The 24,658-nt window shown below is 57.9% G+C and carries 20 protein-coding genes and 2 pseudogenes; 3 read left to right on the forward strand and 19 right to left on the reverse strand.

The features are described 5' to 3' along the window. Window position 1: 1 nt before the first annotated feature. From deoA to PSQ90_RS04890, 11 genes and pseudogenes are all read right to left on the reverse strand, one after another. Complete coding sequence (gene deoA / locus PSQ90_RS04840; RefSeq protein ID WP_282212294.1) at window positions 2–1,339, reverse strand: thymidine phosphorylase; 1,338 nt, start codon at window positions 1,337–1,339, stop codon at window positions 2–4. Beyond that, complete coding sequence (locus PSQ90_RS04845; RefSeq protein WP_282212295.1) at window positions 1,340–1,639, reverse strand: DUF6958 family protein; 300 nt, start codon at window positions 1,637–1,639, stop codon at window positions 1,340–1,342. Window positions 1,640–1,651: 12 nt separating this feature from the next. Continuing rightward, window positions 1,652–4,021 (reverse strand): aldehyde dehydrogenase family protein, encoded by a 2,370-nt coding sequence (locus PSQ90_RS04850; RefSeq protein WP_282212296.1) that lies wholly within the window; start codon window positions 4,019–4,021, stop codon window positions 1,652–1,654. Window positions 4,022–4,121: 100 nt separating this feature from the next. Continuing rightward, entirely contained in the window at window positions 4,122–5,111 is a 990-nt protein-coding gene (gene deoC / locus PSQ90_RS04855; protein WP_282212297.1) for a deoxyribose-phosphate aldolase, read from the reverse strand. 6 nt (window positions 5,112–5,117) lie between these two features. After that, window positions 5,118–5,912 carry a purine-nucleoside phosphorylase gene (locus tag PSQ90_RS04860; protein ID WP_282212298.1) on the reverse strand — a complete coding sequence of 265 codons (795 nt, stop codon included), beginning with the start codon at window positions 5,910–5,912 and terminating at the stop codon, window positions 5,118–5,120. Beyond that, window positions 5,909–6,319 carry a cytidine deaminase gene (locus tag PSQ90_RS04865; protein WP_282212299.1) on the reverse strand — a complete coding sequence of 137 codons (411 nt, stop codon included), beginning with the start codon at window positions 6,317–6,319 and terminating at the stop codon, window positions 5,909–5,911. Before PSQ90_RS04865 ends, PSQ90_RS04860 begins: the two co-directional genes overlap by 4 nt. Before the next feature lie 2 nt (window positions 6,320–6,321). Next, window positions 6,322–7,293, reverse strand: a complete 972-nt coding sequence (locus PSQ90_RS04870; protein ID WP_282212300.1) for an ABC transporter permease — start codon at window positions 7,291–7,293, stop codon at window positions 6,322–6,324. Next, the gene (locus tag PSQ90_RS04875; RefSeq protein ID WP_282212301.1) at window positions 7,293–8,396 is read right to left on the reverse strand and encodes an ABC transporter permease; all 1,104 of its coding nucleotides are present in this window, start codon (window positions 8,394–8,396) and stop codon (window positions 7,293–7,295) included. Before PSQ90_RS04875 ends, PSQ90_RS04870 begins: the two co-directional genes overlap by 1 nt. 98 nt (window positions 8,397–8,494) lie before the next feature. Beyond that, a pseudogene (locus tag PSQ90_RS04880) lies at window positions 8,495–10,066 on the reverse strand (ABC transporter ATP-binding protein); the annotation flags it as partial. Between the two features lie 20 nt (window positions 10,067–10,086). After that, window positions 10,087–11,088, reverse strand: coding sequence for a BMP family lipoprotein (locus tag PSQ90_RS04885; RefSeq protein WP_282212303.1), 1,002 nt, complete (start codon window positions 11,086–11,088; stop codon window positions 10,087–10,089). Between the two features lie 246 nt (window positions 11,089–11,334). Then, window positions 11,335–11,943: a CoxG family protein gene (locus PSQ90_RS04890; protein WP_282212304.1), complete on the reverse strand. Its 609-nt coding sequence runs from the start codon at window positions 11,941–11,943 to the stop codon at window positions 11,335–11,337. Window positions 11,944–11,999: 56 nt separating this feature from the next. Between PSQ90_RS04890 and PSQ90_RS04895 the strand changes: the two genes are divergently transcribed. Genes PSQ90_RS04895 through PSQ90_RS04905 form a run of 3 tightly spaced genes read left to right on the forward strand, consistent with a single transcriptional unit; the run spans window position 12,000 to window position 15,749 of the window. Further along, a complete protein-coding gene (locus tag PSQ90_RS04895; RefSeq protein WP_282212305.1) occupies window positions 12,000–13,220 on the forward strand; it encodes a cell surface protein in 1,221 nt (406 codons plus the stop codon). A 29-nt stretch (window positions 13,221–13,249) separates the two neighbouring features. Further along, window positions 13,250–14,188 (forward strand): DUF6384 family protein, encoded by a 939-nt coding sequence (locus PSQ90_RS04900; protein WP_282212306.1) that lies wholly within the window; start codon window positions 13,250–13,252, stop codon window positions 14,186–14,188. 4 nt (window positions 14,189–14,192) lie between these two features. Beyond that, on the forward strand, window positions 14,193–15,749 hold the full coding sequence (locus PSQ90_RS04905; RefSeq protein ID WP_282212307.1) for a coiled-coil domain-containing protein: 1,557 nt from the start codon (window positions 14,193–14,195) through the stop codon (window positions 15,747–15,749). Between the two features lie 11 nt (window positions 15,750–15,760). Here the strand turns inward: PSQ90_RS04905 and PSQ90_RS04910 are convergent, their stop codons facing one another. The 8 genes and pseudogenes from PSQ90_RS04910 to PSQ90_RS04945 form a co-directional block, all read right to left on the reverse strand. Beyond that, the gene (locus PSQ90_RS04910; RefSeq protein WP_282212308.1) at window positions 15,761–16,876 is read right to left on the reverse strand and encodes an SCO family protein; all 1,116 of its coding nucleotides are present in this window, start codon (window positions 16,874–16,876) and stop codon (window positions 15,761–15,763) included. 32 nt (window positions 16,877–16,908) lie between these two features. Next, window positions 16,909–17,427: a copper chaperone PCu(A)C gene (locus tag PSQ90_RS04915; protein ID WP_282212309.1), complete on the reverse strand. Its 519-nt coding sequence runs from the start codon at window positions 17,425–17,427 to the stop codon at window positions 16,909–16,911. Between the two features lie 50 nt (window positions 17,428–17,477). After that, on the reverse strand, window positions 17,478–17,861 hold the full coding sequence (locus PSQ90_RS04920; protein ID WP_282212310.1) for a hypothetical protein: 384 nt from the start codon (window positions 17,859–17,861) through the stop codon (window positions 17,478–17,480). Between the two features lie 67 nt (window positions 17,862–17,928). Then, window positions 17,929–18,840: a LysR family transcriptional regulator gene (locus PSQ90_RS04925; protein WP_282212311.1), complete on the reverse strand. Its 912-nt coding sequence runs from the start codon at window positions 18,838–18,840 to the stop codon at window positions 17,929–17,931. A gap of 38 nt (window positions 18,841–18,878) precedes the next feature. Beyond that, complete coding sequence (locus PSQ90_RS04930) at window positions 18,879–19,616, reverse strand: sulfite exporter TauE/SafE family protein (RefSeq protein WP_282212312.1); 738 nt, start codon at window positions 19,614–19,616, stop codon at window positions 18,879–18,881. Window positions 19,617–19,711: 95 nt separating this feature from the next. Further along, window positions 19,712–21,597: pseudogene (locus tag PSQ90_RS04935) on the reverse strand (ABC transporter ATP-binding protein). 5 nt (window positions 21,598–21,602) lie between these two features. Next, on the reverse strand, window positions 21,603–23,411 hold the full coding sequence (locus PSQ90_RS04940; RefSeq protein WP_407648200.1) for an ABC transporter ATP-binding protein: 1,809 nt from the start codon (window positions 23,409–23,411) through the stop codon (window positions 21,603–21,605). Between the two features lie 233 nt (window positions 23,412–23,644). Continuing rightward, window positions 23,645–24,622 (reverse strand): heparan-alpha-glucosaminide N-acetyltransferase, encoded by a 978-nt coding sequence (locus tag PSQ90_RS04945; protein WP_282212314.1) that lies wholly within the window; start codon window positions 24,620–24,622, stop codon window positions 23,645–23,647. Window positions 24,623–24,658 lie beyond the last annotated feature (36 nt).

The raw sequence follows: 24,658 nt of genomic DNA on the forward strand, positions 1-24,658 counted from the left end.
GCTATTCCTTTCGCTCGACCGAGTCAGGTGCAACGGTGGCGGAGACAAGCGGCTGACGTTCGTGAAAATTGCCCAGTCCATAGGCGGCCAACAGTCGTTTCTCGGCCTCGTCGACACTGGCCGCGTCGTTGGCATGCAGGCGCGCGATGGGAGTCTTGGTGTCGATGCGTGTGCCCAAACCCGCCAGACGATCAAAGCCCACGGCATAATCAATGGCGTCGCCTGGCGTTGTTCGCCCGCCACCCAAGGCTACAACAGCCATGCCAACGCCGCGTGTATCAATGCTGGCTACCGTTCCTTCCTGTGGGGCATGAACGTCACGGATGATGCTGGCCTCGGGTAAGTGGGCATCCATATTGTCGATAAGGTCAGCGGGGCCGCCGAGCGCGGCGACCATTTGGCCAAAGCGTTCAGCGGCGCTGCCATCGTCCAGTCTGGCGTGCAGCAACACGCGGGCCTGTTGGGAGTTCTCGGCAATGTTGGTCATTGTGGCAACCGTTGCGCACAGCGCCAGCGTTACTTCAAGCAATCGCTCGTCGCGATGTCGGCCAGTCAGGAAGTCCACCGCGTTGCGCACCTCAAGCGCGTTGCCGGCGGCGCTTGCCAGCGGCTCGTTCATGTCTGTGATCAGGGCCGACGTCGCAAGGCCTGCCCCATTGGCCACTTCAACCAGACTTTGGGCGAGCGCACGCGCCTTTTCGGGTGTCGACATAAAGGCGCCTGAACCGGTCTTGACGTCGAGCACCAGTGCATCGAGCCCAGCGGCCAGTTTTTTGGCCAGAATCGAAGCGGTAATCAGGGGAATGGATTCAACCGTCGCGGTCACATCACGAATGGCATATAGCCGTTTGTCTGCGGGCGCCAGATCGGCAGTCTGGCCGATAATGGCGCAGCCCGCGTTTTTAACGACCTGCCGAAAAAGCGCATTGTCGGGGCTGGTGGTATAGCCGGGAATGGCATCGAACTTGTCCAGCGTACCGCCGGTGTGCCCGAGCCCCCGCCCCGAAATCATGGGGACATATATCCCGATAGCCGCCAACATTGGCGCCAGCATAAGCGAGACATTATCGCCCACGCCACCGGTCGAGTGCTTGTCGGCCACCGGCCCGTCAAAGTCGCGCCAATCGAGTACCTGACCGCTATCGCGCATCGCCAGCGTGAGTGCGACGCGCTCGTCCATGTCCATATCGTTGAAATAGACTGCCATGGCGAAGGCGGCGGCCTGTGTGTCGGCAACGCGGCCATCGGCAAAACCGGCGATGAATTCAGCGATTTCCGCTTTTGTCAGCGCATGGCCGTCGCGTTTCCTGGCAATGACTTCCTGGGGTAGAAAAACCATTCAACTTCCTGACTCGATGCGATAGAGCCGGACTGGCGAGGGCGTGCGCGCAATGATTTTCTTGGCTTCCTGATCAAGCTGCACGCTTTTGACCCACCAACCAGCCGTCTCACCGCCCGGAAACAAGTCTGGCGGCAGGTCGGGTTTAACAGCTGCAATGATGTCGGCCACAACCATACCGGGTGCCTTTGCGGGCAGCACATTGAGGAATGCCGTGCGCATGGCGTTAAATCTGGCCGCGTCGACCTGATAGGTCTTACCGGGCTGGCCGACATTTTCAATGGTGACCTTTTCGCTCATGCTCCCTCCTCCTCAAGCGCCGTATGGTATCCAGACATTCTTGATCTGGGTGGCGCGTGCCAGCAGATAATCGCCTTCAAAAAGGTGCTGGTCAGCCAGATCATAAGCCAGTCCGCGACTGGTCCAGGTCTGCTTGAGATTGCCGGTTGAGGCCTTTTCGACCATGGTTGATGCTTCAGCCGAGCCCATGAACCAGAGCGCATCAACGCCGTCATGTTCTGCAAGGGTCTTGGCCAGCGTCACGCTATCGCCGGTAACAATATTGATCACCCCCTTGGGCACGTCCGAGGTTTCGATGACCTGATAGAAATCGGTCATCGACAGGGGCGCGGTCTGGCTGGGCACCAGGACGGCTGGATTCCCCATGGCCAGAGCAGGTGCCAACAGGGCGATAGCGCCGAGCAGCGGCATTTCGTCGGGCGCGACAATGCCCATGACCCCGATGGGTTCAACCATGGCTGCAGCAACGGTTCGCTGAGGCGGATTGTGAATGGCGCCATCATATTTGTCGGCCCATCCGGCAAAGGCGAACAGGCGTTCAACGGCAGCTGCAACCTCCCTGGCGCCGTCCTTGCCGGTTTGCGCCTTGAGGCGGTCGGCAAATTCATCGCGACGATAATCGAGATTTTCGGCGAGAAAATAGAGGATCTGGGCGCGCACATGGGCGGCGGTCGTTGCCCAGCTCAGAGCACCGCGCGCCGCTTCCACGGCGTTACGAATATCCTTGCGATTGCCCTCGCCCACTTCGCCGACCAATTGGCCGGATGCGCCGATAACCTGACGGTCATAGCCACTGTCGGGCCGGGCCTGCTTGCCACCGATATACATTTTGGCGGTCTGGTCGAGTTGGGTAGCGTCCAACGGATTGCCCGATTTGGCTGATGTAGCCTTTGTCGTGGGGGCGGCTTTAAGCGCTTTTTCCCAAGCGGGTTTCAGATAGGCGGCAAGTCCTTCCCTGCCCCCTTCGCGGCCAAAGCCACTTTCCTTGTAGCCACCAAAACCGACCGCTGCGTCGAAATTGTTGGTGCCATTGATCCAGACGACACCGGCTTTGATCTTGGGGGCAATATCGAGCGCCAGATTGATGTTCTCGCTCCAGATAGTCGCCGCGAGCCCATATTTGGTATTGTTGGCCAAGGCCACCGCTTCCTCGGGTGTGCGGAAACTCATGGCGACCAGCACGGGCCCGAATATTTCCTCGCTCACCAGCGAATTGGCGGGTGACACATTGGTCACCAGCGTTGGCTTGAGGAAGCACCCCTGCCCCGGCACGTCCATGTCCGGCTCATATATGACAGCGCCTTCGCTGGCGCCAGCCTTTAGCAAATCCTTGACCCGGGTTACCTGAATTTGAGCGACCAGCGCGCCGATATCGACGGATTTATCGAGCGGATCGCCAACGCGTAAAGTGGCCATGCGTTTTTTCAACTTGGCGATGAAACGCTCTTCAATGCTTTCCTGCACCAGGAGGCGCGATCCAGCACAGCAGACCTGCCCCTGATTGAACCAGATGGCGTCGACCAACCCTTCGATGGCGCTATCGATATCGGCATCTTCAAACACCAGATAGGGCGACTTGCCCCCCAATTCGAGCGACAGGCCCTTACCGGTGCCTGCGGTAGCGGCGCGAATGGCCTTGCCCACTTCCGTCGAGCCGGTAAATGCAATCTTGTCGATGCCATCATGCTCGACAATGGCCTGACCGGTTTCGCCTTCCCCGGTCACGATATTGACGACTCCCTTGGGCAAACCGATCCGGTCGCAGATTTCGGCAAACAGCAGCGCGGTCAGCGAGGTGAATTCGGCAGGTTTAAGAATTATGGTATTGCCGGCGGCGAGCGCCGGGGCGATTTTCCAGGACAGCATCAGAAGTGGAAAGTTCCACGGGATGATCTGCCCGCAAACGCCGTAGGGCACATGATCGGGGAAGGTCCGGTTCAGGTGTTGTGCCCAACCGGCGTGGTGGTAGAAATGGCGCGCCACCAAAGGAATGTCGATGTCGCGGCTTTCCCGGATCGGCTTGCCATTATCAAGGCTTTCGAGCACGGCGAACAAACGCGAATGCTTCTGGACTGCGCGGGCGATGGCATAAAGATACCTGCCACGTTCGTAACCCGAAAGACCGCTCCAGCCCTTGAACGCACCGCGCGCCGCTTTTACCGCAGCGTCGACATCTGCCTGTGTGCCCTTGCTGACCTGCGCCAAGATCTTGCCGCTGGCCGGATTTTCCGACGCGAATGTGTCGCCTGGCTTGGTCCATTTGCCATCAATATAGTGGCCAAAGGCTTGGCCGTGGCTCTCAAGCCAATCAAGCGCTGGCTGAGGCCCTTCGGGCGCCGGGCCGTATTCGAGGCTATCAAATATTTGCGCAATCTTGTTCATGGTTGGCCTCCTTCAGAGTGCCGCTGTAATTCTAGAGATCGCAGCCCCCGCCGTCCTTCCGCAAGGGAAGATGTGATCCGGGGCCCGAGGTGCACCCCCGCTAAACCATTGGTTGGCGATAATCGGCCGAATAGTTACCGGTCAGGCCATGCTCCAGCTGCCGCTCAATGTCGGTTAGCAACGAAGAAGCGCCGAAGCGGAACAGGTGCGGCTGCAGCCAGTGCGTGCCCAATTCCTCTTTCATCAGCGCCATATAATTGAGCGCGTCCTTGGAATGGGAAATGCCGCCGGCGGGTTTGTAGCCGATCTCGATGCCGGTTTCTTCATGGAACCAGCGGATCATGCGGATCATGGCCAGCGAGGTGGGCAAATTGGCATTGACCTTTTCCTTGCCGGTCGAGGTCTTGATGAAGTCGGCACCGGCCAACATACACACCAGCGATGCCTTGGCAACATTGGTCAGGGTTGCCAGTTCGCCGGTTCCCAGAATGGTTTTCATGTGCGCATCGCCACAGGCCTTGCGGAAGGCCTTGACCTGATCATACAGCGCCTGCCAGTCGCCGCGCAGCACCATGCCGCGCTCGATGACAATATCAATCTCGCTGGCCCCATCGGCGACCGAGCTTTCGATTTCCTTGAGCTTGGTCTCTACGGGTGCCAGGCCATGTGGAAAGGCGGTCGAAACTGCCGCGACCGGTATATTGGTGCCCTGCAGCGCCGCGACGGCAGTGGCGACAAAACTATGATAGACGCAGACCGCACCAGGCTTGATATCCAGCTTGGCGATACCGAGCGCGTCGACGATATCGGAGCGCAATGGGTGCCGGGCTTTGGCGCAAAGCCGTTCGACGCGCCCGGCCGTGTCGTCAGCATTAAGGGTCGTGAGGTCGATCATGGTGATCGCCTTCAGGAGCCAGGCAAGCTGGTATTCCTTCTTGACTGTGCGGCGCGTGCCAATGGTGGCGGCCCGCCGTTCCAACGCCGAGCGGTTCATGCGGACGCGCCCGACCCAATCAAGATCAAGCGGAAAGCCGGGATTGCGTTTGTGCCCTGCGTCGGTGGGGCTGTGATCGACTACTCGTAAACTCATTTGGGCTCAAAGCTCCTCCACGAGGGCGGGAATGAGTTTGCTCAATTTTTCCGCGCCCTGCACAGCCATGGTCTTGGTGTGCGCGTGGCTTATGTTTTCACTCGACAGACCCGCGCCCATATTGGTGATGGACGAGCAGGCCCAGATTTTCATGCCCAGAAAACGTCCGATTATCACTTCGGGCGCTGTGGACATGCCGACAGCATTGGCCCCCATCCGAATTGCCATCTGGATTTCGGCCGGGGTTTCAAAGCTGGGGCCGGAATACCAAAAATAGACCCCTTCGCGCAGGCCAATTTCCAATCTGTCGGCAATCAGCCCCGCTTTGGCGCGCAGATCGGGAGCGTAGCAATCGACCATGTTCACAAAACGGCGGTCAGTCGCTTCACCTATCAGCGGATTCATGCCGGCATAATTGATATGATCAGCAATCATCATCAGTTGGCCCGGGGGATTTTCGGCCTCGAGCGAACCAGCAGAATTGGTCAGCAGAAGGGTTTGTGCGCCCAGATCGGCCATCGCCTCAAGCGCTGGCCGCATGGCGGCGGCATTGCCATGTTCATAATAGTGCTCACGCCCGGTCAGGACCGCCACGCGCTTGCCACCCATGATCCCGATCAGCAGATCGCGACCATGCCCGGAAACCCCGCCGCCGGGAAATCCCTTGAGTTCGGAAAAAGGAATGGTGACCGTTTCGGTCATCAGTTCGCCAATCGCCAACAAGCCCGATCCCAACACCAGCGCCGCCGAGATCGGCTCGTGCCCGGCGATTTTGCGGATGGTTTTTAGCGCTTTACTCATTTGCCCAGAAACTCCGGGCCAAAGGAATGGGGCAGCAATTGTTCGAGTGTGCTGGTCAACGGCTCGCCTTCCACGCCGTGGGAGATGACCACGGCGTCAAGATCTGCAAATTCGCGGATACGCTGGCGGCAGCCGCCACACGGGGTCACTGGGTCAGTGCCGGGACCGGTAACGTAAATCGCCTTGATCCGCCTGGCACCCCCGGCAATCATGGCTGCAATGGCCGAGGCTTCGGCGCAATTGCCCTGCGGATAGGCCGCGTTCTCAATATTGCAGCCTGCATATATCTGCCCATCATCGGCAAGAATGGCCGCGCCCACTGAAAAACCCGAATAGGGGGCGTAGGCTTTGGCACGAACGGCTTCGGCGGCTGCGAAAAGGGCCTCACCTAATTTTGGCTCGGCCACGGCTAGCGCTCCTTGGTATAGGGCTGGCCCGCGGCCTTGGGTGCCACGGCGCGACCGATGAAGCCGGCAAGTAGAACAACCGTCAGGATGTAAGGCAGCACCTGAATGGCCTGCACCGGTACCTCGCCAATGACCGGGAACTGAATACCCTGCAAACGAAACTGCAGCGCATCAAGAAAGCCGAACAGCAGGCAGGTAGCCAGGGCCGGCCACGGCTTCCATTTGGCAAAGATCAATGCTGCCAGTGCGATGTAGCCACGCCCCGCCGACATATTGTTGTTAAATCCGGCTGACTGGGCGATGGACAGATAGGTACCACCAATACCCACCAGAACTGCGGTGATAATGAGCGCCTGATAACGCAGCAGGGTGACAGACATGCCGGCGGTATCGAGGGCCTTGGGATTTTCGCCCACGGCGCGCAGGCGCAAACCGAAGCGGGTTGAAAACAGCACCCAAGCGGTTACCGGCACCGCGATAAAGGCCACATAGGCCAGAATATTGTGCCCCGAAATCAGCTCGGAATAGAGACCCCCAAGAATTGGGACGTCCTTGACCTGATCGGCATACGGCAAGGAGATTGGTCCAAAACGTTGACTCTGGCTCAGTTGCGGGGTGAAGCCGCCGCGATGAAACCAGCTTTGCCCGAGAAATGTCGTCAGTCCGGCGGCCAGAAAATTCAGCGCGACGCCCGATATAATCTGATTGCCCTTGAGATTGATCGAGGCCAGACCGTGAATCCCCGACATGCCCAAAGCCACGCCAATGCCGGCCAATAGCCCAAGCCATGGCGAACCAGTTACCGCGGACATGGCAGCCGCTCCAAAAGCGGCGCCAAGCAATTTGCCCTCAAGCCCGATGTCGACGATACCAGCGCGTTCCGAATAGAGCCCGGCAAGACACGCCAGGATCAAGGGAATGGCAAGACGGACGGTCGAGTCCAGAATGAGGATGAGATCTGTATAATAATGCATCAGCCGCCCTCCGCCGATGAATTATCGGGCGGTTTGAAAAAGACCCGCTCCAGCGGTGGCCGCAGCATGTCGCCCATGGCACCAGTGAACAGGATGACCAGTGCCTGAATGGTCACGATCATTTCGCGCGTGATGCCGGGCATGGAAAATGCCAGTTCCTGCCCGCCCTGATAAAGCGCGCCGAATAAGAGCGCTGAAAGCGCCACCCCAAATGGATGTCCCTTGCCCATGAAAGCAACAGCAACACCAACAAAGCCGGCGCCGCTAACGAAATTGAGGATCAAACGTCCCTGAACGCCACCAACATTATTGACCGCGACCATGCCTGCCATTGCGCCAGCCAGTGCCATGGTGATCATGATCATGCGTGAATTGGAGATACCGGCATAACGGGCCGCCGTTGGGTTCTGTCCCAGCACGCGCATGGCAAAGCCGAATTTGGTCCGCCAGACCAGCCAGTACACACCGACCAACGCCAGAAGCGCCAGAATGAAGCTGATATTGACCGGGGAATGTTTGAACAGATCCCAGAAGACATTGAGTTGCGGCACTCGGCTGATAGCATCAATGGGTGCACTTTCGTCAGAATTCACCCCGTCGGGTTTTAAGTGCTTGGAGATGATGTAGCCCATCATCGAGACGGCAATGAAGTTGAACAGGATAGTGGTGATAACGATGTGGCTGCCACGCTTTGCCTGCAGGTAGCCGGGAATGAAGGCCCACGCGGCGCCGAACAGGCCGCCCGCCACAATCATGGCAGGAACGGTAACCAGCCAAGGCAGGCCATTGAGTGCCAGGGCAACCAGGATGACACCAAGGCCAGCGACATAGGCCTGCCCTTCTGGCCCGATATTAAAGAGCCCCGCCTGATAGGCCAGGGACACAGCCAACCCGGCGAAAATGAAATCGGTGGTGTAGTAGAGGGTATAGCCAAAGCCACTACCATAGCCGAAGGCGCCATAGATCATGATGCCCACCGCATCGAGCGGATTTTGCCCGACCAGCATCACGACGATACCGCCGATCAAAAAGGCGAGCATGACATTGAGCACTGGCAATAGCGCAACATCAACCCAGCGCGGTAAGGGGACGCGCGCACTCATTGAGATTCATCCTTATCCACGCGCGGGCTCATTTCCGTTAGCGTTTTCTCTATCGGGGTCACATGCTCAGGCAGGCGCGCCTCTGTTTCGGATTCCCCACTCGCGCCCCCCTCGTGAACACCTGCCATGAGCAAGCCGAGCGCGCCTTCATCGGCGGTTGCCGGATCGGCTTCACCGACGATTTCACCGTCAAACAGCACCAGAATGCGATCCGACAGCGAGCGAATTTCGTCCAACTCCACCGAAACGAGCAGGATGGCCTTCCCCGCATCGCGCATGGCAATTATCTGCTTGTGGATAAATTCGATCGCGCCGATGTCGACGCCGCGTGTTGGTTGCCCGACGATCAGCACATCGGGATTGCGCTCCATTTCACGGGCCAGCACGATTTTCTGCTGATTGCCGCCTGAGAAATTAGCGGTCTTGAGAGCCGTGTTGGCCGGGCGAATGTCAAATTTCTCGATGCGCTCTGCCGCCTCGGATTTGGCTTTGGCAATATCAAGCCCAAGGCCTGAACCATAGGAATTATGATAGCCGAGAATTGAATTCTCCCACTCGAGCAACGTGGTGACCAGCCCCTCGCGCAGCCGATCTTCAGGCACATGAGCCAAGCCAGCATCGCGCAAACGTGCGGCGCCATCGTCGCCAAAGGCAGAAATTGCCTGACCGTTGACCTCGACGCTGCCAAGGGTCTGGTCTCGCATGCCCGAAATGGCTTCGAGCAATTCGGACTGGCCGTTGCCGGCCACCCCGGCAATGCCAACAATTTCGCCGGCACGCACCTGAAAGCTGACGTTCTTGACCCGGGCGATACCAAAATCATCGGTAACGACGAGATCCTTGACCTTGAGTAGTACGTCTCCAGGGGAGGCTGGCCCTTTTTCCACTTCAAGTAGCACCCGCCGCCCGACCATAAGCTCAGCCAGCTCACCCGGCGAGGTCTGCGCGGTTTCAAGGGTCTTGACCATAGTCCCCTGCCGCATCACCGAAACCTCGTCGGTGATGGCCATGATTTCACGCAATTTATGCGTGATGAGAATGATGGTCTTGCCCTCGTCGCGCAGGGTTTTGAGAATACGGAACAGATGGTCGGCCTCGGCCGGGGTCAGAACGCCGGTCGGCTCGTCGAGAATGAGAATGTCGGCGCCGCGATAGAGCGCTTTCAATATTTCAACGCGCTGCTGCTGGCCAACCGAGAGATCCTCGATCAACGCGTCGGGATCAACCTCCAGGCCATAGTCCTTGGCCAATTGCTTGAGCTGGTCTCGCGCCTTGCTCAGCGTCGGCCCCAAAAGCGCGCTATCTTCGGCGCCCAGCACGACGTTTTCAATGACAGTAAAATTATCAACCAGCATAAAGTGCTGGTGCACCATGCCGATACCCAGCGCCAGCGCATGGCGACTATCGGTAATCGAAACCGGCTTGCCGCTAACGTGAATGGTGCCGCTATCGGCGGTATAGAAGCCGTAAAGGATCGACATCAGGGTCGATTTTCCCGCGCCATTTTCACCCACGATACCGTGAACGGTACCACGCTGAACCGACAGGTGAATGTCACGATTGGCTCGAACCGGGCCAAAACTCTTATTGATACCCACAAGCTTGATGGCCGGGGGCAAGGCAGCGGCTGTTTCCAGCCGCTGCGTCGAAGATGATGCATCTTTTGCCATCAGGCGGTTCCCGTCTTCAATCAGACGGGACACGCCTTGTCTTCACGGTAGTCGTGAACGACGATGTCGCCGGAAATAATCTTGGCCGTGGCGTCATCGACGGCGGCCTTCATTTCGGGCGTGATCAGGTCCGCATTGTTCTCGTCGAACGCTGCGCCAACGCCTTCTTCAGCCAGACCGAGAACGACGGTGCCGGCAGACCACGTGCCGTTCATTTCGTCCATCATGGCGTTGTAGGCGGCGACGTCCACACGCTTGACCATGGAGGTCAGGACATGGCCGGGATGCAGGTAGTTCTGGTTGCTATCAACACCGATGCCGAATTTGCCCGCGTCGGATGCCGCTTGCAGCACGCCAGCACCAGCACCACCAGCAACCTGGAACACAACGTCAACGCCCTGATCGAGCTGGCTCTTGGTCACCTCGGTTGCCTTGCCGGGATCGTTGAAGGCTTCAAAGCCCGCGCCGACATAGGTTTCAAGCACATCAATATCGGGATTTACCGACTTGGCACCCTCCTTGTACCCGCAGGCAAAGGCTTCGAGCAGGTCGAAATTGAATGCCGGTACGACGCCGATCTTGCCCGATTCGGACTTCATGGCGGCGAGGATACCAACGAGGTAGGAGCCTTCCTGTTCCTTAAAGACTACCGAGCGCACATTTGGCAGATCAACAACGCTGTCGATGATGACGAAATGGGTATCGGGGAAGTCGGGCGCGACGGTGGTCAGTGCGGTCGCCCAGGAAAAGCCGGGAATGATGATGGGCGAGAAGCCCTTGGTGGCGAACTGGCGGATTGCCTGTTCGCGCTGCGCATCACCAGTGATTTCCAGGTCCGAATAGGAGTTGCCGGTTTCCTTCTTGTACATCTCGGCGCCGTTATAGGCACTTTCGTTGAAGGATTTGTCGAACTTGCCGCCACCGTCATAGATCAGTGCGGGATCGGCGAAAGCGGTGCCGGCCAGAATAGCGCTGAGGGCTACGCCACCGGCAATCGCTGATGTGAATTTAGTCAGTGTCATTGATAGTCTCCCTGTCTCGCACCTTTTGCAGCCCGCTTGAGGGCGCCGGACAAACTTCGTGCGTTGACCAAGGATACAATCGTGCAAATGCTTTGCCCGCAAGAGGGAAAACTGAATTTTTTTCCGATTGGTAAAAATTACAAACAGGCTTTTTGGCTTGATCGCACCGAACGTCGCCAGCATTTTTGCCGTACCCGGGATTACCCCGAGATGATTGCCATTGCCTGATGGCAGAGTGAAACCGGCTCAAGCTTGCGGCGGCAAGACAGTTATCGACACGCCCATGGCGTCTGCAAAGCGCTTGAAAAAGCCATCGATGATTTTTTGGGCCGAACTGCCGATGACAGCCTTGCCAAGCCGCATGATCTGACCTGATGCGCCACCGGTTGCGACAAATGTCAGTTCGGTGCCATCCCCATCATCGCTCAGGATGATGTCGGCGGCCCCTTCTGCAAAGCCCAAAAGTCCTCCCCGACCCTTGCCTGTAAGCGTATAGCTGGCTGCCGGCACAATGTCGGTCAGAACCAGATCGCCCTTAAAGACTGGATGAACCACGCCGAGGTTGACCTTAATTTCGAGTTCCAGTGCTTCAGCCCCTACCCAATCTATGCGGTGGCATCCGGGAATAGCCGCTTTGAGCATGGCGGTATCGTTAAGGCCAGCCCATACGGCTACCCGGGGTGCATCAAGTCGATATCTACCGCCGAACTCCATCAGGATGCGGCCACATTGGCAGTGCAGGGTGCGTTGGGGAGATAAATCGCATGCATCACTATTGACCTTGCTCTTAACGTGCGGCTTTTTCGCACCAATATTATCAAAATAGTTGTCTGGCCGAGCAGTTTCAATTGTCATACGGGTCGCCAGAGGCAATCTATGACGCGCAGGCATTTCACGCGGGGAGCTTTTATATGTCCAACGACGCTACCACTACCGAAACCGTGAGCAACAATGTTGCCCTCGCCGAGAAGCCCTTGCAATATCTGGACAAGGCAGTCACGGCCATTCGCAATCTTGGCGTGTGGCCTGAGCAGACGGGAGAACAGCCCATCACCGGGCTTTTGGCGCAAATTACCGAGTTGGACGAGACCCGGGTTATTCTGATTGGTCGAACGTTAAGCCAGGCCAGTGCGTTCAACGAAGTGGTGCGTGAACAGATCGCGGCCATGCAGATTGGCGAGCGTTACGAAGACATCACCAAGGGATTTGATTCGATTCGCGACGATGCCAAGGGCATGGTCGACCAGCTTGCCGACAACAAGATCGATTTGCGTGAACGCGTTTCCAACGTATGGATGAAGGTTTCTCGCGGCGACATCGCGAGCCGATTCAACAAGATCCGCGACACCTATCTCGCCGTTTCGGCCGACACCAAGGATCAGATTGATCGCGAGCACACGATTTTGGAAGCTTATCGCGATTTTCGTGGTGCGCTAAAGCAATCCGAGGTCATGGCACTCGAAGTTCTCGATACGGCGGCCAAGCGTCTGGCCGAAAAGAAGGACATTCTTCAAAAAGCCGCCGACACGCTCGCCGCCTTTACCGGGGATGCTCCAGCGGATCGGGCGCGCCTCGAAATGGATCGCGACGAAAAGCTGCGCAACATGCAGAATGAGGAAGGGCGCTATCAGATCGCCAAGGATCTGTCGGACAATCTGACGATCTCCTACAACACCTCTGAAGTCGTTATGGCCCGCCTGATGCAAACGACCAATGCCAAGGAGCGGGTCTATCAGCAGTCAATTTCGTTCTTTTCGACCAATGAAACCGTGTTGACGGCGCTTTCGGCCTCATTCACCGGCATGTTCGGCCTGCATGAGGCGACCGAGACGCTCAATGCGATGAAGGAGGGGATGAGCAAGAGCCTCGAAACCCTCTCTGAAATCGGCGACAAGGTGCAGGAAGAAGCGCTCAAGGCCGGTTATGGCCCGACCATTCGCGCCGATGCGGTCAAAAAGCTGGTGGATAGTGTTGTCAATTTCCAGGAAAAATCGCGCGGTATCATCAACGACATGCGGGTTGCATCTACCAAGAATTCGGCGGAAATCCGCGATGCTGTCGAAGATGGCAAGAAGCGATTGGCCCAGCTGGCGGCGGACGGCAATGCGCTGATGTTGGACACCAAGAATTGAGGCTGGTCAACGACCGGTGAGCCCGCATCATGAGTGAAACGACCGCCACAACCTCTGCCCCACTGGACGAGGTCATGCTGGCTATGGATGTGGTGGATACGCTCCGGCACCGCCAGGATCTGGCAACGCGCGAACTGGCCGGGGCGACGCGCGAGAGCCAATTGATCGACAAGCTGCGCGAAATTTATCGCCAGCAAGGCATTGATGTGCCTGACCATATCCTGAAGGAAGGCGTGTCGGCGCTGGCTGAAAGCCGGTTCGTCTACACCCCACCTCCGTCGGGTTTCGGCACGACGATGGCGCGCCTCTATGTGGGGCGCAGCCGCTGGCTGCCCAAGGCAATTGGCGCGGTGGCGGTGTTGCTGCTGCTTTTGGGCGGGTATTTCCTGGGCTATCAACCCTATCAGGCACATCAGCGCGAAGTGGCCCATCTGGAGTTGACTCAGGAGCTACCGGCGCGACTTGAAGAACTTTATCAGACCATTTTCAACGAAACCAAGGTGCAGCAGGCCGAGGTTGAGGCCGAGGATCTGCTAAAGCGCGGCAAAGCCTATGCAGCCGAAGGCAATCGTGCGCAGGCTGAAGAAATGGCTAATCGCCTGACCGCGTTGCGGGACCAATTGCGCCAGGAATATACGCTCAGGGTGGTCAATCGACCTGATACGCTCTCGGTGTTCTGGCGTTTTCCGGAAAACAATTCGGCGGCCACCAATTATTACATCGTGGTGGAAGCAGTCGACCCAAATGGCAATCTATTGTCGTTCCCCATCCGCAACGAGGAAAATGGCGAAACCGAAACGGTCAACATCTGGGGGTTGCGGGTGCCTGAAAGCGTTTACCGTTCGGTGGCGGCGGACAAGACCGACAATGGCATTATTGAACGCGACACGGTCGGGCTCAAGTCAGATGGCTTCATGGATATTGAATACACAGTGCCCGTATTGGGCGGGACGGTAACGCAGTGGTAGAACTATGAGCCTGCGCGGTCCTCAAGCTATGGCGTCGCTTGACGAGGCGATGCGCGATATAAGGCGCGAAGAGGACGAGATCTCTAAACGGCTGGCCCGGTCGGGTGAGCGGGTCAGCAAAATTCGCGAAAGCGAAGCCGATCTGGTGCGCGAGCTGGCCAAAATGCGACTAGACCCTGCCATTCAGAGCGAACTGCAGGGTCATATTTCGAACGCCGAGAGCAAGGCGCGCGATATGCTCAAGGCCCATGCCAGCGAGTTGAGTGCGACAGAGAAAGCCCTGGCGGTCATCGACGACAAGCTTGGAGCGCTAACGGCAGAACGTGCCAAGGCCCTCAAGACCCAGACCGCCCGGCAAGTTGAACTCGACAGGCTCGCCGCCAGCATTGCCTCCGATATGGAGAGCAACAAGGTCTATGTCGAGCAGCGCGATTCGGCAGTGCAATTGCTCGATACGGCCAATCAATCAATGGCCAAAACCGAGCAGGCAGAGACCGACCGTGAGGATAAGGGCCGTCCCTACCGCGACGATCCGTTGTTCATGTATTTGTGGGAGAACGGTTACGGCACCAAGAATTATCGGGCCAACAATCTGATCCGTTATCTGGATGGATTAGTGGCGCGCCGGATTGGTTTTGCCAAGGCGCGACCCAACTTCGCCATGCTCAACGAGATTCCGTTGCGACTTCGCGAGCATGCAGAAAACCAGATTGCAGCTGCCCAGGCATCTCAGAGCAAGGTTGAAGCGCTTCAAATGACTGCCGTCGACGCGGCCGGGGGCAAACCGGTTCGTGCCCAAATTGCCGCCGCCCAACAACAGATCGAAGCGATCGACGAAAAGATTACGGCAGCCGAAGACGAACGTGACGCCACCGCCAAAAATCTCAGCCTTTTGGCTCAGGGTGCTGACCCCGCATTCGAGCAAGCGCTATCGACGCTGGCGGCAAGCCTATTGCGGGAAGATATCCAGACCCTTTTGGCCGAAGCCCGCCGCACGGCGACAGGACGCGATGATACGCTGGTGGCGCAGATCGATGATGCGCGGATGCGCGTCAAGGACGAGGACAACGAAACGCGCGAGCAGCGGCAGCGGCTCAAGACGCTGGCGGCACGGCGGCGCGAGTTGGAAGACATCCAGTGGGAATTCAAGAAGTCGCGCTTTGACGATCCGCGCTCCAGCTTTGGCGAAGAGCGGTTGGTGGGTGACCTGCTCAACGAGTTCCTACGCGGCGGCATCACCGCGGCAAACTATTGGGACCAGTGGCGCCGCAGCCAGAATTTCAATCAGGACAGCCCTTGGTCAGGGGGCGGTTCGCGTGGGCCGGCGGGCGGCAGCAATAGTCCCTGGGGCGAGCGCGGTGGCAGCACCATCAATTGGCCCAACGGCAGTTTTGGCGGCGGACGTGGGTCGGGCAGCTCCGGCACAGGGGGCGGCTGGAGCCGTGGCGGCTCGATGGGCGGCGGCTTTTCAAGGCCGCGGTCAGGTTCGTCGGGTGGCGGTTTCAAAACGGGCGGCGGCAGCGGCAAGTCGGGCGGTTTCAAGACCGGTGGGGGCGTCTGAGGCCTGGCCGATCAGTGCGTTGCTGTTGGCGCCAGCACTTCCCACAAATTGCCTTCGGTATCGGCGAAATAGGCCGAATAGCCCCATTCAGATTGCTGGGCGTGGGTGGTGATGGTGCCGCCGGCGACCAGCACCCGCTCCAAGATGGTATCGATCTCCTTGGCGGTGCTGGCGGTATGGCTCAAAACGAACTGCGGGGTGCCAGGGGTGGCGGCGGCCGCGCCGGCGGTATTGGCGATCTGATCGCGCGGGAACAAAACGAATGAAAGATCGGCATCGAGGAAAAATGCCACATGCTCTTCCCCTGCCCCGATTTGTTCGTCGGTAAGATCAAACATGGCGCGATAAAAGGCAAAGGCGCGCTCGAGGTCATCGACACCAACGGTGATGATATTGATCCGGGGTTTCATCAAAGCCTCCAATAACCTTCGACTGTCTAGCCCAATCGAGAGGCGACAACCATCCGCTATCGGGTCCGCACCCAAAATTGATACGCCGTCCCCACGACAGAACGGCGCGTCAACCCTATTTAGCGACGAGGCGCCTGAGTTTTTCCATGGCAGGCTTTGTGTCCTCGCCGTAGGCGATGGTGCCCTCAAACTGCCCCCTGGAATTGAGCAGAAAAACTGTGGCGGTGTGGTCAACCGAATAATCCCCCCATCGAGGGGAACTTTATTGACGTATATGCCCCAGGCCTCGACGATTTTGGCAATTTGCTCATCTGTGCCGGTCAGGCCGGTGACCCTGTCGCCAACCCAACTGACATAGTCCTTCATGACCTCGGTTGTGTCCCTGTCCGGGTCCACGGTAACGAAATAGCCGTGAAGATCTTTTGCGTCATCCCCAAGGGTCTCGAACCAGCTGGCCATTTCCGACAGGGTGGTAGGACAGACGTCGGGACAATGGGTGTAGCCAAAGAACAGGATCGAGGGGTGACCGTCAAAGATGGTCTGGTCCACCGGCTGGCCTTCCTGATCGACCAATTGGTAGGTGCCACGGCCAAAGCCTGCCGCTGCAATCGAGTCTTGGTTGCTGCCACGCAAAAATAGATAGCTAGTGCCAACAAGTAGCGCGAGTGCGGCTACCGCGATCCATAGAAAAAGCGGCAGTTTCTTTATCTGTGCCATTCCTTATCCGATCAATGTTTGGTTGCACGGCGTCACCCGAACCCATGGCATCTTGGGCCATGGGTTCGGGTGACGCCGGTCGCGGCGACCGATAAGACCGGCAATGCCACTTCGACACTGCCCGCGTTGGCGAAGGTCAGTGTCACCGGGACTGTGGCGCCTTCGACAAAGGGTTGTTCCAACCCCATGAACATCAGGTGCAGCCCACTAGGGGTCAAAGAAACAGTCTCACCGGCAGGAATGGGCAGGCCATCGCCCAAATGGCGCATTTTCATGACATCGCCTTCCATTTTCATCTCGTGAACCTGGACCGACTTTGCGGCCGTCGAAGTGGCCGAAACCAACGTATCGGCGTCAGAACCATGGTTGGTGATGGTCAAAAAGCCACCACCAACCGGCGCGTTGGGCAGGGTGGCGCGGGCAAACATGCCCGACAGGTCGAGGTCGCCGAAGTGCGCTTTGCCGTCATGGGCAAAGGCGGCGGGGGCAAAGGCGGCGGGGGCAAAGACAAGGGTAACCGCGAAAGCGGCCGCAAACAGGGTACGGATCATCTGGATTCCAATAATTTCTGACTGAGGCTGGCCATGGTGGCCGTGGTTGTTCAGGCGGAATCGGGGGGACCGCGCGCCGGTGCATCATGGTCCGGAATTGTTGGTCGGAAGGGACCTGGCACAGACCGGTAGATAACAGGCAACACTGCAATATTTGAGCCCAAGGATAGAACCGGCGCGTTGTCCGTTGCCATGGATTGTTTGGCGACGCCAGCAATAGGGCATTTGGTCAGCCGGGTATCAGTGCCGTCATTTTTGTCGGGCGCGCCGCAAAGGGCCCAACTTGGCGCCAATGTTGCGTAGCCCAGCGCGTCGAGTTCCAGTTGGCTGGCGCGGGACTGATGCATGGGCATCAGCACAATCAACAAATAGATGGCCAACACGGCTAATGCCGTGCCCACTTCCTTGACTATGCGATGTGCCGAAATGCGCATTTTTACTCCCACACGGTCCTAGCGCGCCCGCCTGTTCGCCTCAAGCGCCGTAGTGTCGCAACGAGGCTCAGGGGCTGGGTAAATAGGTCTGGACGCAGAGCGTCAGGAACAGTTTCATGGCCGCGGAAAGTGGACTATTGCGGCGCTGTGCCACGAGGAGTTGGCGACGGGCCCAAGGCTCAGCCAGCGGCGCCGCTAGCAGGTCGGTTCCGGCCACCAGATGCAGGCTAGTGCTGCGCAAAAAGCCGATGCCAAAGCCTGCTTCAACCATGCGCACCAGCGCTGGAAAACTCTCCACCCGCACCCTCTCGCCCAAGGTCCGGCCTGCCTTGCGCGCTGCTTCGGCCAACAGACGATCCAGCGCGCCGGTTTGATGAATGCCCACCATTTCGTAGCAAAGCAACTGGTCAAATCCGATCTGGCGTTGTTCTGCAATCGTGGAGGCCAACGGATGGTCGGGGGAGACGACTACCCAGACGTGATCGTCCTCAAACGGCTTTATCTCAAAGCGGGAAAAATCGTAATTGTCCGAAACAATGGCGATGTCGCAGCGACCGTCATCGAGGGCAGCGAGCCCCTTGGAAGCGCTGGTTTCCTGAATTTCGAGAGCAATCGTGGGGTTCTTGTCGGCGTATAGTGCCAAAAGCTCAGGCAGGCGGCCCGAGAGCGCCGAACTGGTGCAAGCCAGTCGCAGGCTACCGCGCTGGCCGGTGGCAAAATCGGCCATGACGGTGTCGAGGGCTGCGATTTCGCGCAACACATTGCGACAGCGTTCGGCGTAGATTTGCCCGGCGGCTGTCAGGCGCACACCCTGGGCGGACCGGTCAAACAGTACCACCCCCAGTCGACTCTCCAGATCACTGACCCGACGGCTAACGGCCGACGAGGCAATACTTTCCCGCTCGGCGGCGCGTCCGATCGAGCCAGTTTCAGCCAAGACCATAATCAATCTGGCGGTAACACTATCGAATTGCTGCATGCCCTGCCCCTTGCGCGCAACATAGCCAAGCTCTGTGCCTACAGCAAAACCAATATTGCGCGCCCGAGGTAGAAAAGACCGATTGCGGTCACAACATAGCGGGTCCAGCGGCGAAAATGGACGTCGGTCATTCGTTCGAGAAGAAATTTTCCGGCGCTAGTGCCAAAAATGGAAAACGGGACGGCGATCAGGACGGCAAGCCATTCAGTTTGGCCAAGGCTTGAGGCGGCGCTCCAGTAAAACGCGATTTTGAACGCATGCGACAAAACCTGAATGGCCGCCTTGGTCGCGATGACAGTGCGGCGGTCCATCATGGTGCGAATGAAGAACATGTCGACCGTTGGACCCGAAGCGCCAGCGCCCAAATTGAGTGCGCCTGAGATGATGCCAGCCGCAAAAGCATGGTGCGGTTTTGAAGCATCAAGCGCCAGCCAATGATTAGGTATCCATATCAAAATGGGCAAAAGACCGATGGCGATCGAGGCGGCCACCAGATTGGGCTTGTAGTTGATCAAAACCAACGCTAACGCGGCCACTACCAGTCCCGATGTGGTGATCGCCAGAATCTTCCAATCGATATAGTGGCGCGAGAACCATGCCCGCGAGCCATTGGCGACGATCTGTATGATGCCTTGCACGGCAATGGCAGTGGCTACCGGCATCAGCAGGAACAAAAGCCACAATAGGATCAGACCACCAGCCATGCCGAAAATGCCCGATAGCATGGCAGTGAAAAACACCGCCATCAGCATTGCCCCAGCGATGACCATGCTCATGGCAGGTTCCAATTCGCGCGTTCGAGATGGTTGCTGGTAGCGCGGTTGATCGGCCCACGAAAGTCATAAGGCGGCATGGCCCCATGCTCATTGCATCAAGTAGACGCGGCCTGGGGTCCTGCGGCGGCGACCATCTCATCGGGAATGTCATCGAAGGAGGAATAGTTCATGTTGTAGAGGCGCGAGTAGAGCCCCCCTCTGCCATGAGTTGATCGTGGTTGCCGCTCTCAATCATTTCACCGTTCTGCAAGACAATGATGCGATCAGCTCCCCTGATGGTGGCCAGCCGGTGCGCGATCACCAGCCCTGTGCGTCCTTCGAGCAATTTAAGCAACGCTTTCTGGATCTGGCGTTCGGTATAGCTGTCGATATTGGCGGTCGCTTCATCCAGCACCAATATCTTGGCATCGGCGACCAAAGCACGGGCAAAACTGATGAGTTGGCGTTGGCCCAGTGACAAATTGCCACCACGCTGCTGCAGGTCAGCTTCATAGCCGCCGGGCATGCGCATGATGAAATCATGGGCGCCAACGGCTTTTGCTGCCCCGATCACCGCTTCGCGGCTGGCATCGGTCTTGTGATAGCGGATGTTTTCCAGAATGGTGCCGGTAAACAGGAATGGCTCCTGCAAGACCATAGCCACCTGCTGGCCCAGCGATTCCTGGGAGATATCGCGCACATCGTGACCGCCGACCAACACGGCACCGCCATTGACCTCATAGAAGCGATGCACCAGGGCCATGGCGCTGGTCTTGCCTGAACCGGTCGGGCCAACCAGCGCGACGGTTTCGCCCGGGTTGACCTTGAAGCTGACATTCTTGAGCACCGGCTGATTGGCGCGATAGGCGAACTCGACGTTACGGAACTCGACCGAGCCATCCATATCACGGGTCAGTGTGATGGCGCCTGAGCGGTCTTTAACGTCGACATTGACGTCCATGACTTCACAAATGCGGGCACCTGAGGACATGGCCCGTTGCATCACCGAATATTGCATGGTGAGTGAGCGGATGGGGTCGAAGAAGCGCTGGATATAGAACAGGAACGCGACGATTACGCCGATATCGAGTTCGCGATTAAGCGCCATGGCACCGCCGACCACGATTACAACCGCCATGGCGATGCCCGTCAACGTATCAACGATCGGCACCATGACCTGGGCAAATTTTGATGCCGTCAGCTGGGTTGTCAGGTTGGCGTGGGCCTTATCGTCATAAAGGTCGAAGTTGACCTTCTGACGATCAAGATTCTGCACCGTGCGCACGCCATTGATGCCCTCCGCCAAAGCGCCATTGGTCGTCGAATTGGTGATATGGGCATTCATGAAGGCGTTCCGCGCCGGCTCAAGCCAGAACAGCCGCACCACGAACAACACCGGCATGACCGAAAGCGTCAACAGACCGAGACGGAAATCAAGGGACAGCAACACAAAAACAATGCCGAACAACAGCACGACGTCGCCGACGGACAGCACGGAGGTTTCAAGGAATTCCTGCATCGAGTTGACGTCGCCCTGAAGGCGGCTCATCAGGCGGCCCACCTCGGTGCGATCCATGAAGGAGAGCGATACTTCCTGCAAATGGGAAAACATGGCGCGGCGCATGTCGAAAAGCACATTTTCAGCGGCCTTTCCGACTACTGTTTCCTGCACGAAGCTGGCGCCAAAATTAATCACCACCATGGCGCCGAACGCCACCACTGCCCAAGCCAGATTGGCACGCCCACCGCCACCCGCGACCATGCCGGTGTCGATGGCATAGCGGATGATCAGCGGGATGGCCAACTGGGTCAACGTGAAGGTCAGGACGGCAGCCACCGCGATGAATATCAGCTTGCGATATGGCGAAACGAATGCCCAGATGCGCTGCACGATGCGGGGATCATAGGCTTTGCCAAAAATCTCTTCTTCGTCGCGATGCGATCCAACAACGGCGCGTGGCGGGCGCTTGTGGCGATCTTCGCTTTCATTATCTTCGGCCATGGTGCTCACGAGCTGGCCTCCGCTGGTGTTGGCGCAATGTCTTCGCCGGGGCGGACCTGCAGATCAAATAGAGCACGATAGCGACCGTTGAGGGCCAGCAGCTCTTCATGGCTGCCGCGCTCGACAATCTTGCCTTCTTCCATGAACAGGATGAAATCGGCGTGCATAAGCGAACTGAGGCGATGCGCGATCACGATGGTGATGCGATCCTTGGCAAATCGTTTGATGGCGCTGCGAATGCGATGTTCGGTGCCTGCATCGATGGCTGCGGTTGAATCGTCAAACACCATGACGGCGGGCTTGAGCACCAAAGTACGGGCAATCGAAAGGCGTTGGCGCTGGCCGCCTGACAATGACACCCCGCGCTCGCCGACCACGGTATCGTAGCCGCCGGGCAGGCCCATTACATAATTGTGCAATTGGGCACTTTCGGCCGCCCGCTCAATCTTGGGTTCCTTTGCCCAGGGATCGCCGTAAGCGATGTTGTTTTCGATTGTCGTCGTGAACAGGAATGAATCCTGCTGGACAACAGCGACCGACTGGCGCAGCGAACGCAATGTGACCTTGGAAATATCCTGGCCATCAAGGGTAATGGAACCGCTATCAATGTCGTAAAAGCGTGGGATGAGGTGGGCCAGCGTGGTCTTGCCGCTGCCGGGGGCGCCGACAATGCCGATGGTCTGGCCGGCATGGGCTTCAAAACTCACGTCCGAGAGCGCCTTTTGTCCACCAGATCCGGGAAAGGTAAAATCAACATTGTCGAACTTGAGCGTCCCCTCGGTCACCTTGAGGTCGGTAGCCCCGGGCGCGTCGTCGATCCCCAGATCCATATCGAGCAGATTGAACAGTCGCGAGCCGCAGGTCGACGCGCGGGCGTAGGAATTGACCATCATTCCGAGTTGACGCACCGGCATCTGCAAAATTGTCATGAAGGTCAGAAATGTGGTGAGTGTACCCACGGTCATGGTCCCGTCGATGACCATATTGCCACCAAACCAGAGTACCAGACCCATCGAAAAGAAGAAGGAAAATGTCATGGCGCTGGTGTTGCGCACGCGGATGTTGACGCGTTGGTGGGTCAGGTTCAACGCCTCCTTTGAGGCGGCGTCAAACTTGTCCATCTCGTGCTTCTGACCGGCAAATGCGCGCACAACGCGAATACCACCGAGATTTTCTTCCATCACCCGGCTCAACCCCGACAGTTTTTCCTGCAGGATCAGCCAGGTGCCGCGTAGCTTCAATTGGGCTACAGACGAACGCCAAGCGACAAAGGGAACAAAGCTCAGGGCGAGCAGGCCGAGCACCGCATCGGTCGAAATCAGCAGATATGCGCCAACCCCGATCAAGACACTCAACAGGACGGTGCGAACCAGCCCGGTGGCAAAGAACATGCGCACCCCGTCAAGATCGAGCATGCCGACGGTAATCAGATCACCGGAGTGCACCTTGTCATGAAAGGCAAAGCTTAGACGCTGGATTTTTTCGTAATACGCCAGGCGCAATTCATAACCGATGGTGTGCCCCACCGATTCACTGAAATAGTTTTGGGTAAGGGTAAAAAGACCGCGCAAAACTGACACCACAAGCAGGGTGATGGCACTGATCCAAAGGGCGCTCTGCGCCTCCTGTCCGCCGCCAATAATGCCCTGCGCGTGGTCCACCGCCTGACCAAGCAAGCGAGGGATGGCCAGCTGCAGGCCCGAAGCGATCATTGTCGCTGTTATGGCGATTGCCACCTGCCAGGGGTGGCGCAATGCCATGCGGGTAATGCGCACCAATGTGCCAAGACCCTGCCCCCATTGGGCAGAGACCAGATGGCCGGGGGCCTTGACGCGCGCGCGGGCACGTCCAACCGTATCGGAATTCAAGGGACTATCCAGACGTCAAAAGGTAGCGCCCGCGCCAAAGGTGCTGTCAGGTCAGATTCGGTTCGGGCAAATCAACTATTCTTACATACAAGGCCATTTTTCGTGCAGTTTCAAGCGCAACTGACGCAAAAAGCCGTGCAATTTTTCATTCCGCAGCCAACTGGACCGATGTCGGTCGTCTATTTTGGCGCCACGGGATAGATCAAGGCCGAGCAGGCCTGGGTGATGGTATTGAGCGCCGCTTGTTCCGAAGGGGTAGGCCGACCACTGTTGACCCCGTCCCAAAGGTCGTTGTCGATGACCCCCGTCAGGCCGCACTGGCAATAGGTTGTACATTGATCCGGCCCGGTTCCGCCTGCGAGGCAAGTGGACTGGCACTGGCTCAAGAACTGCTGTTGCTGGAATTCGGCGCCGGGGCGCAGCACCAATGACAATGGATAAAGCGCGCCCAACAAAAGTGGCTGATGGACCAGATAGATCACCAACGTCCAACGCCCCAGCTTGGCCAATGCGCGCTTGGGCGGATTACTTGCCTTGACCACATCGAGCGTAGCCATCCGTCCCGAGGCAATCAACAAGCGCGTTGTGACGATGGCGCCCAGTACCACACCAAACCAGGGAAAGATCGGGACCAGATCATTGGTTAGGGGCGGGATAGTCCAGAAACCAAGCCATGAGAATGCTCGTTCATTGAAGAAAGGATCGGAATAGCCCCAACCGAGCGCCATGATAACCAAGGCGACCACGACAACCAGCCACAAAGGCGCCCGCAGGAATGGCAGCGCCATGAGACTGAACAGCGCAATCGCATGCAGGATGCCGAAATAGACGAAGGCATCGGGAAAGACCATCACGGTAGCGAAGGTGATCAGGGCGGCGGCGGCAACCAAAATGGCTAACCGTTTCCAGAAAGTGCGCCAGCGAATTGCCTTTCCATGGCTCAGCACTAACCCGACACCAACCAGGAACAGGAAACTCGCCAAAATGGTTCGCGCGAAAATCACCCAGCCGAGATCAGCGCTGACATCAACGGAGAAAAAGCGAAGGTAACTCAGATCCCAGAAGGCGTGATAGATCACCATGGCAATCAGGGCAATGCCGCGTCCCATGTCGATCAGGGCGTAGCGTGGGCGCGGCGTGGCGGCTTCAACCATCATGGGCTTTCGATAGATTCGCAGGCGTTAAATCTGAGC

This window comes from Devosia rhodophyticola, from assembly GCF_028816475.1.
Lineage (GTDB): Bacteria > Pseudomonadota > Alphaproteobacteria > Rhizobiales > Devosiaceae > Devosia > Devosia rhodophyticola.